This is a genomic window from Mycobacterium sp. 1165178.9, from assembly GCF_001673555.1.
Lineage (GTDB): Bacteria > Actinomycetota > Actinomycetes > Mycobacteriales > Mycobacteriaceae > Mycobacterium.
This window is the reverse complement of the sequence record NZ_LZMB01000535.1, coordinates 1-13,871: the sequence shown is the minus strand read 5'-3', so window position 1 is coordinate 13,871 and position 13,871 is coordinate 1. Positions and strand designations below refer to the sequence as shown.

The window sequence follows — 13,871 nt, the reverse complement described above, 5'->3', positions numbered from 1 at the left end:
GCTCGACCAGTCGTGGTGGTTTGTCACTTGCTCCACTGCCGTCGCTGCCGGCGGGCATGTACGAGTTGCCCGCCTCTCAGCGAAACGCGTGCGTTGGGCGGGCGGGGCCGTATTTCCTCGGCCGGCTTGTCGCTGAGAGGCGGGCAACTCGCACATAGCCCGGTGCGGGGACCGGTGATGCAGCTGTGACCGTTGACCGTTGTCATTACGAGATCAATTGCAGGACAAGCGACCGCCTGGGAACAGTCGGCATTTCGGGCCGGTCCGCTTACCGCGTCGCCCCCCACACCGTCGCCGGGCCCGTCGTGGGGTCGATGCTCGGTGTCGCTAGGTAAAGCGTTGCAGACCAACGACATAGGTTGGGCCGCCTTAAGTCTGATAGCGGCGGCGACGGTGGTGCTGGCCCATATCCAGGCCAGCTATGTCCAGTCAACCACGAAACGTGCACTCGGGCAACGGAAAGTACCTAAGCTCAGCCCAGGCGTGAACCGACCCGGTGCGCGGTGCCGTCGGGATCGACATAGGCGAATTCGCGCAAGCCGTACGGCGTATCCTGCGGCGCGATTAGGCGACCACCGAGGTTTTCCAGTGTCGCCCACTCCGTATAGAGGGCATCGGCGTCACTGACGTAGAAGTACACGCTTGCGGCGGTGCGTAAGGGGTCGTGCTCGGCCCATTCGGTGAGGTGGATCGACACCGACCCGCGGTCGGCGAATCCGTACCGGTCGGGGCCTTCATAAGCGTGGACGTCGAAACCCAGCCGGCGGTAGCGGGCAAGTGCGACGTCCAGGTCTCTGACGGGGACAATAGGGGATACCGAAATGAAGTCGAGTACGGACACAGAGCGAACATAACTCAGCCACGGTACGAAATCCCAATAGCCTTCTGCCGTTTACCTATTGACGGTAGTCATCCACGGCGACACGAGCGTACGCTCTGGCCGCCGAGACGGTCCAACGATCGATTTCGATTCGCGAGGCACCGCAACACTCGGTTTTCGGGGTAGGTTGGCCGCGGGTTCGGTCGCACCGCCTTGAGGAGGGATACATGAGCACATCGGAAAAGGCGTCCAAGCCGCGCGCCGGACAGCCGATAATCCACCTCTCTCAACTGTTACGTGCACCCGTCCTGGCACGTTCCGGCGAAACGGTGGGCCGGGTCGAGGACGTGATCGTGCGGTTGCGCGGGGCCGAGGAGTACCCGCTGGTGGCCGGCATCGTGGCGGGGGTCGGCGGACGCCGGGTCTTCATCGGCGACAAAACCATTGACGCGTACTCGGCGGACCGAGTCCTGTTGACCAAGAATAAGGTTGACCTTCGCGGGTTCGAACGCCGCGAGGGTGAAGTGCTGTTGCGCACCGACGTGCTGGGCCACCGGTTGATCGACGTGGCCACCGTCGAGCTGGTGCGCGCCTACGACGTCGAGCTGGAACAGACCGGTGAAGGCTGGATGGTCACCCGCCTCGACACGCGCCGTCCGCCGCGATTGTTCGGGCTTATCAGGCATTCGGGCGGGCATGCGTCGCGCGATTGGAAGGCATTCGAGCCGCTGATCGGCCACGCCCGCTCCGACGCGGTCCGACGTCTGTCGGACCGATTCGGCGAGCTCAAGGCCGCCGAGATCGCCGACCTCCTCGAGGAAGCGGACAAGGCCGAGGGCGGCGAGATCCTCGACCGCGTGCACAGCGACCCGGAATTGGAAGCCGACGTCTTCGAAGAACTCGACCCGGAAAAGGCCAGTCGGTTGCTCGACAACATGCCGGACAACGAGGTCGCCGCGCTGCTGGGCCGGATGCGCGCCGACGACGCCGCCGATGCGATCGCCGACCTGCGCCAGTCCCGGCGCCGGCGCGTGCTCGAGCTGATGCCCGCCCCGCAGCGCACCAAGGTCGTCACCTTGATGGGGTTCAACCCCGAAAGCGCGGGCGGGTTGATGAATGTCGACTCCGTGACGTGTTCACCCGCCACGACGGCGGGCGAGGCGTTGGCCTTGGTCGCCGCGTCGCACAACATCCAGCCGGAAGCGCTGATCAAGGTGCACGTGCTGGACGAGGACAAACGTCTTGACGGCGTCGTGTCAGTGATCACCCTGCTGCAGGTCGACCCCGCCGAAATCCTCAGCGCGCTAATGGATTCCGACCCGGTGCGGGTGAACGCCGACGCGGACCTGACCGATATCGCGCTGCTAATGGCGGATTTCAATCTCTACTCCATACCCGTCGTCGACGAACACGACCGCCTCCTCGGGGTGGTCACCGTCGACGATGTGCTGGAGGCGACCATCCCCGAGGACTGGCGGCGCCGGGAGCCCGCGCCCCGCCCCATCCGCGAAATCGCCCCAGCCGACGACCGTGACACACCGCCAACGGGGGGTAGCCCGCAGTGAGCTCCGGCGGCGAGAACACCACCCAGGCCGGCGCGCAGGGCGTCGACGCACAGCGCTCCGAGCCGGCGCAGCCGCGGCGCACCGCGGTGCTGGACAGCGCGCATGCGGGCGATATCGAGGGCGCGTTCGGACGCATCAGCGTCGGAGAGACCGAGCATGCCCGGACCTGGCGGACGCGGCTGCTGACCCTGCTCGCGATCGTCGGGCCCGGAATCATCGTGATGGTCGGCGACAACGACGCGGGCGGGGTGGCCACCTACGCCCAGGCCGGCCAGAACTACGGCTACTCACTGCTGTGGGTGTTGCTGCTGCTGATCCCCGTGCTCATCGTCAACCAAGAAATGGTGGTCCGGCTCGGGGCGGTCACCGGGGTCGGGCATGCCCGACTGATCAACGAACGCTTCGGCCGGGGCTGGGGCTGGTTTTCGGTCGGCGACCTGTTCTTGCTCAACTTCTTGACGATCGTCACCGAGTTCATCGGCATCAGCCTGGCCGCCGAGTACATCGGCGTCTCCAAATACGTTGTGGTGCCGACCTCGGCGGTGGCGTTGGTGGCGATCATGGCCAGCGGCAGCTTCCGTCGGTGGGAGCGGGCCATGTTCGTGTTCATCGCCGTCACCCTGCTGCAGATCCCGATGCTGTTGATGTCACATCCGCAGTGGGTGCATGCGGCGAAGTCCTTTGTCGTACCCGGCATTTCGGGCGGAATCAGTTCGGATGCGGTGTTGCTGATCATCGCCATCGTCGGTACCACCGTCGCTCCGTGGCAGCTGTTTTTCCAGCAGTCCAACGTCGTCGACAAGCGCATCACACCCCGGTTCATGGCGTACGAACGCGCCGACACCGTGCTCGGTGCCTTCGTAGTGGTGGTCGGCGCCGCCGCACTGGTGATGACCGGCGACTGGGCCGCGCGCTCCACCGGCACCGTGGGTGGCTTCACCGACGCCGGGGCCATCGCCCATCTGCTCGGCCAGCACCGCGAGACGCTTGGCTGGACCTTTGCGATCGTGCTGATGGACGCCTCGATCATCGGTGCCGCCGCAGTCACCCTGGCCACCAGTTACGCGTTCGGAGACGTCTTCGGGCTGAAGCACTCACTACACCGGGGCTTCTCCGACGCCAAACAGTTCTACCTGTCCTACACCGCAATGGTGGTGCTGGCCGCCGCGATCGTCCTGATCCCGGGCGCCCCGCTCGGGCTCATCACCACCGCCGTGCAGGCGCTCGCCGGTCTACTCCTGCCCAGCGCCAGCGTATTCCTGCTGTTGTTGTGCAATGATCGAGAAGTATTGGGCCCCTGGGTAAATCGGCCCTGGCTGAACTGGGTCGCCGGACTGATCGTGGGCACGTTGCTGCTGCTGTCGGGAATCTTGATGGCTACCACGTTGTTTCCCCAAATCGATGTCGTGGTGATGTCGGGCTACCTGGTGGTGGCAATGGCCGTGTTCGCGCTCGCGGCTGCGCCTGCGTTGCGCTGGATGGCCCGCCGCCAGCCCGCGCGGCCCGTCGTGCGGCTTCCGGTCCGGGGTGTGGACCGCAGCACCTGGCGCATGCCACCGCTGACGCTGCTTGAGCCGGTCGTATGGTCGCCCGGCACCCGACTGGGCATGATCGCGCTGCGCACCTATCTGGTCGCCGGCGCGCTGCTGCTCGTGGTCAAAGCCATCCAGCTCAGCCGCTGATCCCTTGCACCCGGCGAGCCACCTCGCCGTACCGCTCGAAGCGCTCCAGATCGGCGACGGCGTTGTACATCACCAATCGTGTTGCCATTCCGGCGTATTTCTCGACCAACGCGTCGGCCAGCCCATCCCAGGTCGACTCGGTCGCGAAGACCGCGATGTGATCATCGCTGACCTGGGCCGCCATCCCGGCGAAATCTCCGGCCTTCTGTTTCTCCCGGATCCGGGCGGTCGTGCCCTCGAAACCCGCCTCATCCCAGATGAATGCGTAGTTCGGCGTGCTGCCGTAGAAGGCCATGCTGGCGCGCACGACTTCACGTTGCTTGTCGAGCTCCTCGTCGGTGTCGCCGACGATCGTCATGACGGGCACGATGATCGCGATGTCCGACGGTGCACGGCCGGCTTTCGCCGCCCCTTCGGCAACGGTCGGCAACACGTGCCGGGCCAGGTAGCCCGGTTCGCCGATCGGGTGGACGTGAAGCCCGTCGGCCACTTCGCCCGCCATGCGCAGCATCCACGGATTGACCGCTGCGATATCGACTTTGGGGTCCGGTGCGTCGATCGGGCCCGGGCTCCACTGCGGGGTGATGAAGTCGAGATCGTAGAAGTCGCCGTGGTGGTCGAGCGTCCCTGAGCGAAACGCCGCGAAGCACGCCTTCACGGCGAGCAAGTAGTCGCGCAGCCGGGGTCCGGGCCTCTCGAAGGCGGTTCCGTAGCGCCGGACGACGTGGGTGCGCACCTGCGTTCCCAGTCCCAGCCGGAACTTCCCCTTGGTGGCTTCCTGCAGTTCCCACGCCGCGGCGGCGGTGACGAACGGGCTACGCGGAAAGGCCACTGCGACGCCCGTCGACAATTCGAGCTCGGGCGCGGCCTGCGAGGCTACGGCGGCGTTCAGGTATGCGGTGCGGCCGGTCTCGGTGAACAACAGCCCGGAGAATCCGACGGATTCGGTCCGCCGGGCAAGGTCACCGATTTGGCCGAGCGGCTGGGGAGTCGTCATCGCGTCGACATGCATGGTGGGAGCGTACGTCGAGCGAGAGAGCCAGCGAGGCCGGGCGCGTCGCGCGTGGCCGACGGCCGGATGCGGCGGTCAGCGTTTCGTCGGCCGATGGCTCATCGGGGCGGTGAAGCCGTCGGTGTCATCGAAGAATGCCCATTGCCCGTCGTCGTTGACCTCCATGCGCCAACCCAGCTCGGTGTTACCGCCGACCGAGTCGACGAACCAGGCGTGCGCGGCCTCGGCATTGGCAAAACCCTTCGCCGCGACGACCCGGCCACGTGGGTCGATAACGCGAAACTCAGGCATGGGATCCAATTTATCCCTGCCAGCGAGTTTTCGATTACCGAAATCGCCTATTTGCCGGTAAACCCTGGGTTACACCGTGCGGGCCAGCCGGCCGGCGAGGATCTCGGCAAACCTCGCCGGATCGTCGAGCGCACCGCCTTCGGCAAGAAGCGCTGTGCCGTAGAGCAATTCCGCGGTCTCCGCGACCGAGGGGTCGTCGCTGCGATCCTGGTGCGCTTGACGCAGGCCGGTGACGAGGGGGTGGTTGGGGTTGAGTTCGAGGATCCGTTTGCCCACCGGAATGGTCTGCCCGGAAGCGCGGTACATGCGCGCGAGCGCCGGCGTGATCCCGAAGGCGTCGGTGATCAGGCAGGCGGGCGAGTCCGTCAGGCGGTTGGACAGCCGAACTTCCTTGACGTGGTCGGTCAGGGTCTCCTTCAGCCAGCTGAGCAGGTCGGCGAATTCCTTCTGCTGCTCCTCGCGCTCGGCTTCGCTCTCGTCGCCGTCGGCGCTGAGGTCCACCTCACCCTTGGCGATGGACTGCAGCGGCTTGCCGTCGAACTCGGTCACGGTTCCCACCCAGACCTCGTCGACCGGGTCGGTGAGCAGCAGAACCTCGTAGCCCTTGGCTTTGAACGCCTCGAGGTGCGGCGACTTCAGGATCTGCTGACGCGACTCTCCGGTGGCGTAGAAGATCTGCGTCTGGCCCTCTTTCATGCGCTCTATGTACTGGGCGAGCGTGGTGGGCTCCTCTTCGCTGTGCGTCGAGGCGAATGAGGAGAGCTGCAGCAGCGTCTCCTGGTTGTCGAAGTCGTTCAGCAGGCCCTCCTTGACAACCCTGCCGAATTGGGTCCAGAAGGTGCGATAGTCCTCAGGGCGCTCGGACTGCAGATCCTTGATCGTGGAGAGGACCTTCTTGGTCAACCGGCGCCGGATGGCCTTGATCTGCCGATCCTGTTGCAGGATCTCGCGCGACACGTTGAGCGACATGTCCTGCGCGTCAACGACGCCCTTGACGAAGCGCAGGTATTCGGGCATGAGCTCGTCGCAGTCGGCCATGATGAACACGCGCTTGACGTAGAGCTGAATCCCGGTCTGGGCGTCCCGATTGAACAGGTCGAACGGGGCGTGCGACGGGATGAACAGCAGCGCCTGGTACTCGAATGTGCCTTCGGCCCGCATCGCGATGACCTCGAGCGGGTCGTCCCAGGCGTGTGCGATGTGCTTGTAGAACTCCTTGTACTCCTCCTCGGAGACCTCTTCTTTGGGCCTGGCCCACAGGGCCTTCATCGAGTTGAGGGTCTCGGTCTCGATCGTGACCGTCTCCTCGCCGCCCTCCTCCGCAGCGGGCGTGCTTCGCACGACCTCCATCCGGATGGGCCATGCGATGAAGTCGGAATACTTCTTGACCAGGCTCCTGATCTTGAACTCCGCGGTGTAGTCGTGCAGTTCGTCCTCGGCGTCCTCGGGCTTGAGATGCAGGGTGACCGACGTTCCCTGTGGGGCGTCCTCGACCGATTCGATGGTGTAGGTGCCCTCCCCGCTCGATTCCCATTTGGTGGCATCGCTCTCGCCGGCCTTGCGGGTGAGCAGTTCGACCTTGTCGGCGACCATGAAGCTCGAATAGAAACCGATTCCGAATTGGCCGATGAGTTCCTCGGAGGCCGCGGCATTCTTGGCCTCGCGCAGTTGTTTGCGCAGCTCGGCGGTGCCGGACTTGGCCAGCGTGCCGATCAGGTCGACCACTTCGGCGCGGGTCATCCCGATGCCGTTGTCGCGGATGGTCAGGGTGCGGGCATCCTTGTCGACGTCGATCTCGATGTGCAGGTCGGAGGTGTCGACGTCGAGGTCCTTGTTCCGGAACGCTTCAAGCCGCAGCTTGTCCAAAGCATCGGAAGCATTCGAGATCAACTCTCGCAGGAACGAGTCCTTGTTGGAGTAGACGGAGTGGACCATCAAGTCCAGCAGCTGCCGAGCCTCTGCCTGAAACTCCAACTGCTCAACGTGCGCGCTCATGAGATTCCCTTCGACAACATGACGTCCCAAATTTACCGAGCCGCCGACGAGTGGTGCACGGTGGACCCGTGCTCTCCGGGGTAACCGGCTCTAGGCTGAACGGATGTCTGTTGCTCAACGCGAACGTGCCGCCCTTGTGGAAACCATGCGCGGCGTCGGGCCGGACGCGCCCACCCTGTGCGAGGGATGGATGACGCGGGACTTGGCCGCCCATCTGGTGATCCGTGAGTACCGGCCCGACGCGGCACCCGGCATTCTCATCCCCTTCTTGGCCTCCCACACGGAGAGGGTGCAGAACCAGGTGGCCGAGCAGAACGAGTGGGACGAGCTGGTGGGCAAGCTCGCCGCCGGTCCGCCGGTCTACTCGCCGCTCAAACTGCTCGACCCGGTGGCCAATGTGGCCGAGATGTTCATCCACCACGAGGATGTGCGCCGCGCGCAGCCGGGCTGGCAGCCGCGCTCCTTGGAGCCCGCGCTGAGCAAGATGTTGCGCCGCACCCTGCCGTTGATGGCCCGGCTTACCCTCGCCAAGACGCCCGGCCGGGTGGCGTTGCGCACCACGGAGGGCAAGACGGTGCTCACCGCGGGTCAGGGGCCGGCGGTAACGGTCACCGGGGCGCCCGAGGAGCTGCTGCTGTTCTCGGTAGGGCGAGAAGCCCGGGTCGAATTCGAGGGCGACGACGCCGCGGTGCAGGCCGTCCGGGACGCGCCCAAGGGGTTGTAGCCTACGCGGCGGCTGCTCGCGAGCCGTCCAGGAGGCATAACCGCAATTCGAAACTCGCTAGCGCATTTGTTATCAAATCTGAGGTGGTCTGGACAACCCTGAGGCTCGCGGGCTCCCTACGACCCCACGCGTTTCAACCCAAGGTCTCGCGCAGTTCCTTCTTGATCACCTTGCCGAACTGATTGCGCGGCAGTGTTTCGACCACCACCAGGTGCTCGGGGTGTTTGTATCGGCTAAGGCCACGTGATTGGCAATGTCGCACAAGGGATTCCAACGACACGCCGGCGGCCGTCGCGGGAACCACGACGGCACAGACGCGTTCGCCGGTGCGGAGGTCGGGAATGCCGATGACGGCGACATCGGCGACGGCGGGATGGGTGGCCAGCGCATTCTCGATTTCCAGGGCCGAGATGTTCTCTGCATTGCGGATGATCGCGTCCTTGGTACGGTCCGTGACGCGGACGTTGCCACTCGGGTCGATCAGGCCGAGATCGCCTGTGCGCAGCCAGCCGTCGCTGTCGAAGGCATCGGCGTCAAGCGTCGGGTCGGCGTAGCCGAGGAAGCACTGGGGTCCCTTGAGCCGCAGCTCCCCCTCCTGTCCGGCGCGCACTTCGACACCGTGGCCGTCGACCACGCGCACTTCGACCCCGGGCACCGGCGGCCCGACCGTATGGTCGAGCACCTCGGGCGCCGCGGTCAGCGAGGGTGAGGTCGCGCACGGAAACTCCGTCATCCCCCAGGCATTCGCGATCCCGGCCAGGCCGAAGGTTTCGCGGACTTGACGGCCCAGTTCGGCGGTGACGGGAGCGCCGCCGGCCAGACAGCCCCGCACCGACGGAAACAGCGGCCGATCGCCTTCGGCCCGTTGGGCTTCGAGGTATGCGACGAAGAATGGGGTCGCAGTGCCCAGGAATGTCGGATTGTGCGCGGCGATGGCCCACGGCGTGGTGGCCGGGTCGAACGTCTCGAACAGAGCCAACCGCATGCCCGTCAGCAGCGCGGTGGCCAGCATCGCGGCCCCACCGATGTGGGCGATCGGGAAAACGATCGGATCCACGTCGCTGCTGTTGGCGCCCACCATGTCCACCACTCCCGCCGAGCCGGCGATGACCGACCTGTCGGTATGACGGATCCCCTTGGGCGCCGCGGTGGTTCCCGAGGAGTAGTAGATCCAGCGAGTCTCATCGGCCAAACTCGGCGGCGCGGGGAGGGCCTCGACGGCGGCGCCGGGCAGGCGCAGCTCACCGGCGACCGGCGGTGTTGCCAGGTCGAGGGTGATGACCTCAAAGCCCGCGTCCCCCGCCAACCCCCGAGCCAGCCCACCGTGATCAAAACCCCGCCAGATCTCGGGCACCACAAAGAATTCGGTGTCCAGCTGGCGAGTGATGAAACCAACTTCGCTTTCGCGGAGTAGTGGGATGATCGGATTCTGCACCGCACCGAGTCGGGCCAGCGCGGCCATCACCACCATGGTCTCCAGTGTGGTGGGCAGCTGCCAGGACACGACGGTGCCCGCGCGGATTCCCCGTTCGGCGAGCGCGGCGGCGGTCACGCATGCCGCGTCCCACAGCTGACGAGCGGTCAGGCTGCGCCCGTACTCGTCGGCAAGAAGCGGCCGGCTCGATGCCCGCTGCGCCGCATCGGCGATCAACGCCCAGAATGTCATCGCGGCTCCGCCTCCGGACCTCACCTGGGTGACGGATCGGCGGAGGGCGGCCGAAATCCCGAATGCGCGATCGCGGCAGACACGCCGGTACCGATCGGTCCCTTCGCGTCCACGAGGACCGCCGAGCCGCTGGCCACCCCGTCGTGACTGTGATGCGTCAGCGAGGCCAGCCCGATGTGGTCGCCCGCTGGCAGTCGGCTCAGCGTGAGCGTGTAGTCGACGTTGATGAATTGCAGGGAGTTGGTGCCCCAGTTGGCAATCGAAGCCGTGATGTCACCGGCCATCGCCACGCGGGTGAAGGCGGTGAGTGGTTCGTCCTCGATCAACGGACGCGTCTCGTGTATCCACGTGTATTTCGGGCCGTCCGTGTGCGGCCAGTCCGGGTCGGGGCTCTGTACATCGGCACCCCAGCCGTAGGTTCGCATGAACAGCGTCGAGTAGGCCTCGTCCAGGGGGATCGGTGGCATCTGCACCGGTGGTGACCAGACGTGCCCGTCTGCGTGCCCCGGCGCAGAAACAGTGCGCTCGCCTGTGCCACCGCTGCGCCGCCCTGGATGATCACGGCTTCGATGAGCCGTAATCGGCGTCGGTCCTGTCGCACTTGCGTGTGGACCTCGAGCGGCTCCAGCGCCGTGGGACGGGGCAGATCTACGGTCAACCGCGCGGGCTGCAGTTGCGCATCCTGAGCCGCATCCTCGACCGCCCACGCCAAGAGTCCGCCGACTACATGGCCGCTGAGCGATGGACCCCATCCACCGCGCGCGAATTTGGTTGGCACGAAGTAATTGTCGTCGCGCACAAAGTACGGCACCGGTTCTGCCCATTGAGCTTCATCCGGCACGATATCGGGCTCGGCCACTGCTTGACTCTCCGCGTGAGGGATTGCGGTTCGGCTGAGGACCGCAACCGTCGATGTTACAGTTGCGCTTCCAGTCGCTGGATATGCACCGCCCACAACACACCCGACGGTCAGCTGATTGCGGCGCCCACCAGATGACCGATCACGTAGGTGATCGCCAACGCGAGAGTGCCGCCAATGGCGTTGCGCAGCACCGCTCGGGCCTTTGGCGCCCCGCCCAGTCGGGCCGAGACCGCACCGGTGATTACCAGCGCGATGAGTACCGCGGCGACGGTGATGGGGACTCTCCACGTCGTGGGCGGGACCAGGATGGCGATCAACGGCAAGATGGCGCCAATCGCGAACGAGAGCGCCGATGACGATGCCGCCTGCCAGGGATTCGTCAGCTCCTCGGGATTGATGCCCAGTTCGACCTCAGCGTGAGCGAGCAGCGGATTGTGGTCGGTAAGTTCCTCGGCCACCGTGCGAGCGGTCGCGGGCGTCAAGCCTTTTGCCTCGTAGAGTGTCGCGAGCTCGTCCAATTCGGCGACGGGATCGTCGCGCAATTCGCGACGCTCCTGGCTCAACAGCGCCTTCTCGGTGTCGCGCTGGGTGCTGACGGAGACGTATTCCCCCAGCGCCATCGACACCGCACCCGCGACCAGTCCGGCGCTGCCGGCGGTCAGTATCGGGGCGCGTTCGGCGGTGGCCGCGGCGACACCCACGACGATGCCCGCGGTGGAGACGATCCCGTCATTGGCGCCCAGGACACCCGCGCGCAGCCAATTGAGCTTCGACGACACCGAACCGACATGGGGTTCGTGCGGATGTGACGCACTCGACACGGCCGCAACCCTATAGAGGAAAACCCTGGCCGACTAGCCAACGTAGCCTGCCCAAACCAGCCTGTGCACCGGTTTGCCGCAGTCGCCACCCGGGCCAAACAGCCTGGTGCACAACGTCGGGCAGCCCCGTAACCGACGGCCATAGCCAACGGCGCGGGTGCGACAAATCGACGTTCTGTGGGGCCGGCCAAAAGCTCTGCACGGGCGGGTCACAGCTGATCCATAGGGAAGCTATTTAACGTCGGGGTTGTAACGGGGGGTGTTCTAAGGAACTTCCTTGCAAGTAATCCCTAGTGGATAGGTGAAGCATCATGAAGTTGAAGCAACTTGTCGGAGGGGTGACCGTCGCAGGAGCGCTCAGCGCTGCGGCCCTGGGAATGGGGGCCGGGTTTGCCAACGCCGCTCCCGGAGCGCCACAGCCTCCGGGAAATCACGGCGGGGCGGCCCCTGGTGGCGGCCATGCTCCCACTGGTCCTAACGATCCGGGTGGCCCGGGTGGACCGGGCGGTCCCGGCGGACCCGGCGATCACCCCGGTGGCCCAGGGGGGCCAGGCGGACCCGGCAATCACCCAGGTGGCCCAGGGGGGCCGGGCGGACCAGCCGATCACCCCGGTGGTCCGGGCGGTCCGGGTGGCCCTGGCGATCACCCGGGCGGTCCCGGCGGACCCGGCGATCACCCCGGCGGTCCGGGTGGCCCTGGCGATCACCCCGGCGGTCCGGGCGGACCCGGCGATCACCCCGGTGCCCCCGGCGGATTCGGTGGACCGGATCCTCACCCCGGCGGCCCGTGGCACGGGGACGCCCAGCGTGGTTACTTCCACGGGGCGCCGTGGGGCGATGGGCCTGGCCCCTGGGGGGCGGGTGCGCCGCCGCGGCCGGCATGGGATCGACCGCTCCCCCCGCCCGGTGGGCGCTGGGACTACGGCCCGATCAACTACTGGGGCTACCAGGAAACGCCCATCTGGGATCCCGGTTTCAACCAGTGGGGTTTCTGGCTCTTCGGAGTGTGGATCCCGCTGTGATCGATAGCTGACACGACGCCCGCTTCGCCAATCGGCGAAGCGGGCGTCGTCGCTTGAATGCCCTGGTGCCGAGCGTGTTTCACGCCTGGGCGCTGACTCTAGCTCTTCGTGCCGACGGTCAACAGGTCGGACACGAGCGCGGTCCACACCGGTCGCGGGATCCGGTGCTGATCCGTGATGACGAACCCGGCGTCCTCGAACAACGTCCGCATCTCGGGCGCCGATGTGTTGTGTTGCGGCTTCCATCGAGAGTTGGCAGATGACTGCAGCCGCGGCTGCCGCGTGCTCAGTGCCGAGACGGCCACCAGGCCGCCCGGTGCCAGCACACGATGGAATTCACGCAACGCCGCCGGCTGATCGAAGAAGTGGAAGGCCGAGGTCGTCACGACCGCATCGAGGGCGCCGTCGTCAAACGGAAGCCGCTCGGCCGGGCCGCGCATCCACTGCACCCGATCCGACCTTGCACGAGCCTGCCCGAGCATGCCGTCGGACATGTCGACGCCGTAGATCTCGTCGGGCTGCAGTTCGCGCTGGATCCGATCGCTCAAAATACCTGTGCCGCAAGCTACGTCAGCGATCTTGCGTGCGCCGTGGTTGCGCAGCTGGGCTATCACCTCGTTGTGCGGAGGTCGGTAGACCCACCGTTGCAAGAAGGGCAGATCGTACGCCGGCGCAAGGAAACTCCACATCCGCGTGACGGCCTCGTTGAGCCCTCGTCGCTGCGGCGCGGTCATTTGCTCAGCACCGAGCTGTAGTAGATGGTGTCGGCCACCGACACGGAGTCGTTGGTCTGCGGAATCGCATCAAGACCGGAGTCGGCCAATAGCTCACTCATCCGAATGTCGTCGGACCGCCATCCCAGGTTATCGAGATAGACGGCGACGTCATTGCGCTCGCCCTGGTAGCTGAGCTCGCCGAATTCCAGGTCGAAGCCATGCTCACGCCATTTGGCGGTGGCCCTGCTCATCATCTCGTGGGCTTTCTCGGTGTCTACCTCTGACATGTCCGGGATAGCTTCGCACGCCAGGCGGCTGCCGTCAGCGCTGAGTGCGGTGATGTTGTCCAGCAGGCGATCCTGCGCCTCCGGCGGCAGATACCCGAAGAGTCCCTCCGCGATCCAGGCCGTGGGCTGACTCTCGTCAAAACCGGCTTCCGCCAGAGCCTTTGGCCAGTCGTTGCGCAGATCGACGGCGACCGTGCGCAGCTCGGCCTGCGGCGCGGCGAGCAGCTTGGCCAGCGTGGCGGCCTTGAATTCGATCACCTGCGGTTGGTCGATTTCGAAGACGGTCATATCGGCCGGCCACGCCAACCGGTAGGCCCGGGCGTCCAGACCCGACGCCAGAATCACCGCCTGTCGGATCCCGGCCTGCGTCGCGGCGTAGAAGAACGAGTCGAAGAATCGGGTGCGGGC

The 13,871-nt window shown here is 66.0% G+C and carries 12 protein-coding genes and 1 pseudogene; 4 read left to right on the top strand and 9 right to left on the bottom strand.

Going from position 1 to position 13,871, the window contains the following annotated elements; all coding sequences use genetic code 11:
* Positions 1–472 precede the first annotated feature (472 nt).
* On the bottom strand, positions 473–841 hold the full coding sequence (locus A5652_RS22865) for a VOC family protein (RefSeq protein WP_067357232.1): 369 nt from the start codon (positions 839–841) through the stop codon (positions 473–475).
* Between the two features lie 206 nt (positions 842–1,047).
* Here A5652_RS22865 and A5652_RS22860 point away from each other — a divergent pair, with 206 nt between their 5' ends.
* Together A5652_RS22860 and A5652_RS22855 are read left to right on the top strand one after the other, a co-directional pair.
* A complete protein-coding gene (locus tag A5652_RS22860; RefSeq protein ID WP_067357229.1) occupies positions 1,048–2,385 on the top strand; it encodes a magnesium transporter MgtE N-terminal domain-containing protein in 1,338 nt (445 codons plus the stop codon).
* Positions 2,382–4,067, top strand: a complete 1,686-nt coding sequence (locus A5652_RS22855; RefSeq protein ID WP_067357227.1) for an NRAMP family divalent metal transporter — start codon at positions 2,382–2,384, stop codon at positions 4,065–4,067. Before A5652_RS22860 ends, A5652_RS22855 begins: the two co-directional genes overlap by 4 nt.
* Here the strand turns inward: A5652_RS22855 and A5652_RS22850 are convergent.
* The 3 genes from A5652_RS22850 to htpG all read right to left on the bottom strand — a co-directional run bounded on the left by A5652_RS22850 (position 4,057) and on the right by htpG (position 7,365).
* On the bottom strand, positions 4,057–5,079 hold the full coding sequence (locus A5652_RS22850; protein ID WP_067357223.1) for a TIGR03617 family F420-dependent LLM class oxidoreductase: 1,023 nt from the start codon (positions 5,077–5,079) through the stop codon (positions 4,057–4,059). The genes A5652_RS22855 and A5652_RS22850 overlap by 11 nt on opposite strands.
* Positions 5,080–5,154: 75 nt before the next feature.
* Positions 5,155–5,370 (bottom strand): hypothetical protein, encoded by a 216-nt coding sequence (locus tag A5652_RS22845; protein WP_067357220.1) that lies wholly within the window; start codon positions 5,368–5,370, stop codon positions 5,155–5,157.
* Positions 5,371–5,439: 69 nt separating this feature from the next.
* Positions 5,440–7,365, bottom strand: a complete 1,926-nt coding sequence (gene htpG / locus A5652_RS22840) for a molecular chaperone HtpG (protein ID WP_067357216.1) — start codon at positions 7,363–7,365, stop codon at positions 5,440–5,442.
* 103 nt (positions 7,366–7,468) lie between these two features.
* Between htpG and A5652_RS22835 the strand changes: the two genes are divergently transcribed.
* Positions 7,469–8,089: a TIGR03085 family metal-binding protein gene (locus A5652_RS22835; protein ID WP_067357213.1), complete on the top strand. Its 621-nt coding sequence runs from the start codon at positions 7,469–7,471 to the stop codon at positions 8,087–8,089.
* A 133-nt stretch (positions 8,090–8,222) separates the two neighbouring features.
* Here the strand turns inward: A5652_RS22835 and A5652_RS22830 are convergent, their stop codons facing one another.
* From A5652_RS22830 to A5652_RS22820, 3 genes and pseudogenes are all read right to left on the bottom strand, one after another.
* Positions 8,223–9,755 carry a class I adenylate-forming enzyme family protein gene (locus A5652_RS22830; protein WP_067357210.1) on the bottom strand — a complete coding sequence of 511 codons (1,533 nt, stop codon included), beginning with the start codon at positions 9,753–9,755 and terminating at the stop codon, positions 8,223–8,225.
* A gap of 20 nt (positions 9,756–9,775) precedes the next feature.
* Positions 9,776–10,614 (bottom strand): annotated as a pseudogene (locus A5652_RS28785) (acyl-CoA thioesterase domain-containing protein).
* A 110-nt stretch (positions 10,615–10,724) separates the two neighbouring features.
* Positions 10,725–11,438: a VIT family protein gene (locus A5652_RS22820; protein ID WP_067357206.1), complete on the bottom strand. Its 714-nt coding sequence runs from the start codon at positions 11,436–11,438 to the stop codon at positions 10,725–10,727.
* 311 nt (positions 11,439–11,749) lie between these two features.
* Between A5652_RS22820 and A5652_RS28780 the strand changes: the two genes are divergently transcribed.
* Entirely contained in the window at positions 11,750–12,460 is a 711-nt protein-coding gene (locus A5652_RS28780; protein WP_082984031.1) for a chitin-binding protein, read from the top strand.
* A gap of 98 nt (positions 12,461–12,558) precedes the next feature.
* Here the strand turns inward: A5652_RS28780 and A5652_RS22810 are convergent, their stop codons facing one another.
* Together A5652_RS22810 and A5652_RS22805 are read right to left on the bottom strand one after the other, a co-directional pair.
* Positions 12,559–13,194 (bottom strand): class I SAM-dependent methyltransferase, encoded by a 636-nt coding sequence (locus A5652_RS22810; protein ID WP_067357199.1) that lies wholly within the window; start codon positions 13,192–13,194, stop codon positions 12,559–12,561.
* A partial coding sequence (locus tag A5652_RS22805) for an SAM-dependent methyltransferase (protein WP_067357195.1) occupies positions 13,191–13,871 on the bottom strand: 681 nt, incomplete at its 5' end. The genes A5652_RS22805 and A5652_RS22810, both read right to left, overlap by 4 nt.

Coding starts and splice junctions, on each gene's coding strand:
- A5652_RS22860 (WP_067357229.1), top strand. CDS start 1,048: ATGAGCACATCGGAAAAGGCGTCCAAGCCGCGCGCCGGACAGCCGATA.
- A5652_RS22850 (WP_067357223.1), bottom strand. CDS start 5,079: ATGCATGTCGACGCGATGACGACTCCCCAGCCGCTCGGCCAAATCGGT.
- A5652_RS22845 (WP_067357220.1), bottom strand. CDS start 5,370: ATGCCTGAGTTTCGCGTTATCGACCCACGTGGCCGGGTCGTCGCGGCG.
- htpG (WP_067357216.1), bottom strand. CDS start 7,365: ATGAGCGCGCACGTTGAGCAGTTGGAGTTTCAGGCAGAGGCTCGGCAG.
- A5652_RS22835 (WP_067357213.1), top strand. CDS start 7,469: ATGTCTGTTGCTCAACGCGAACGTGCCGCCCTTGTGGAAACCATGCGC.
- A5652_RS22830 (WP_067357210.1), bottom strand. CDS start 9,755: ATGACATTCTGGGCGTTGATCGCCGATGCGGCGCAGCGGGCATCGAGC.
- A5652_RS28780 (WP_082984031.1), top strand. CDS start 11,750: ATGAAGTTGAAGCAACTTGTCGGAGGGGTGACCGTCGCAGGAGCGCTC.
- A5652_RS22810 (WP_067357199.1), bottom strand. CDS start 13,194: ATGACCGCGCCGCAGCGACGAGGGCTCAACGAGGCCGTCACGCGGATG.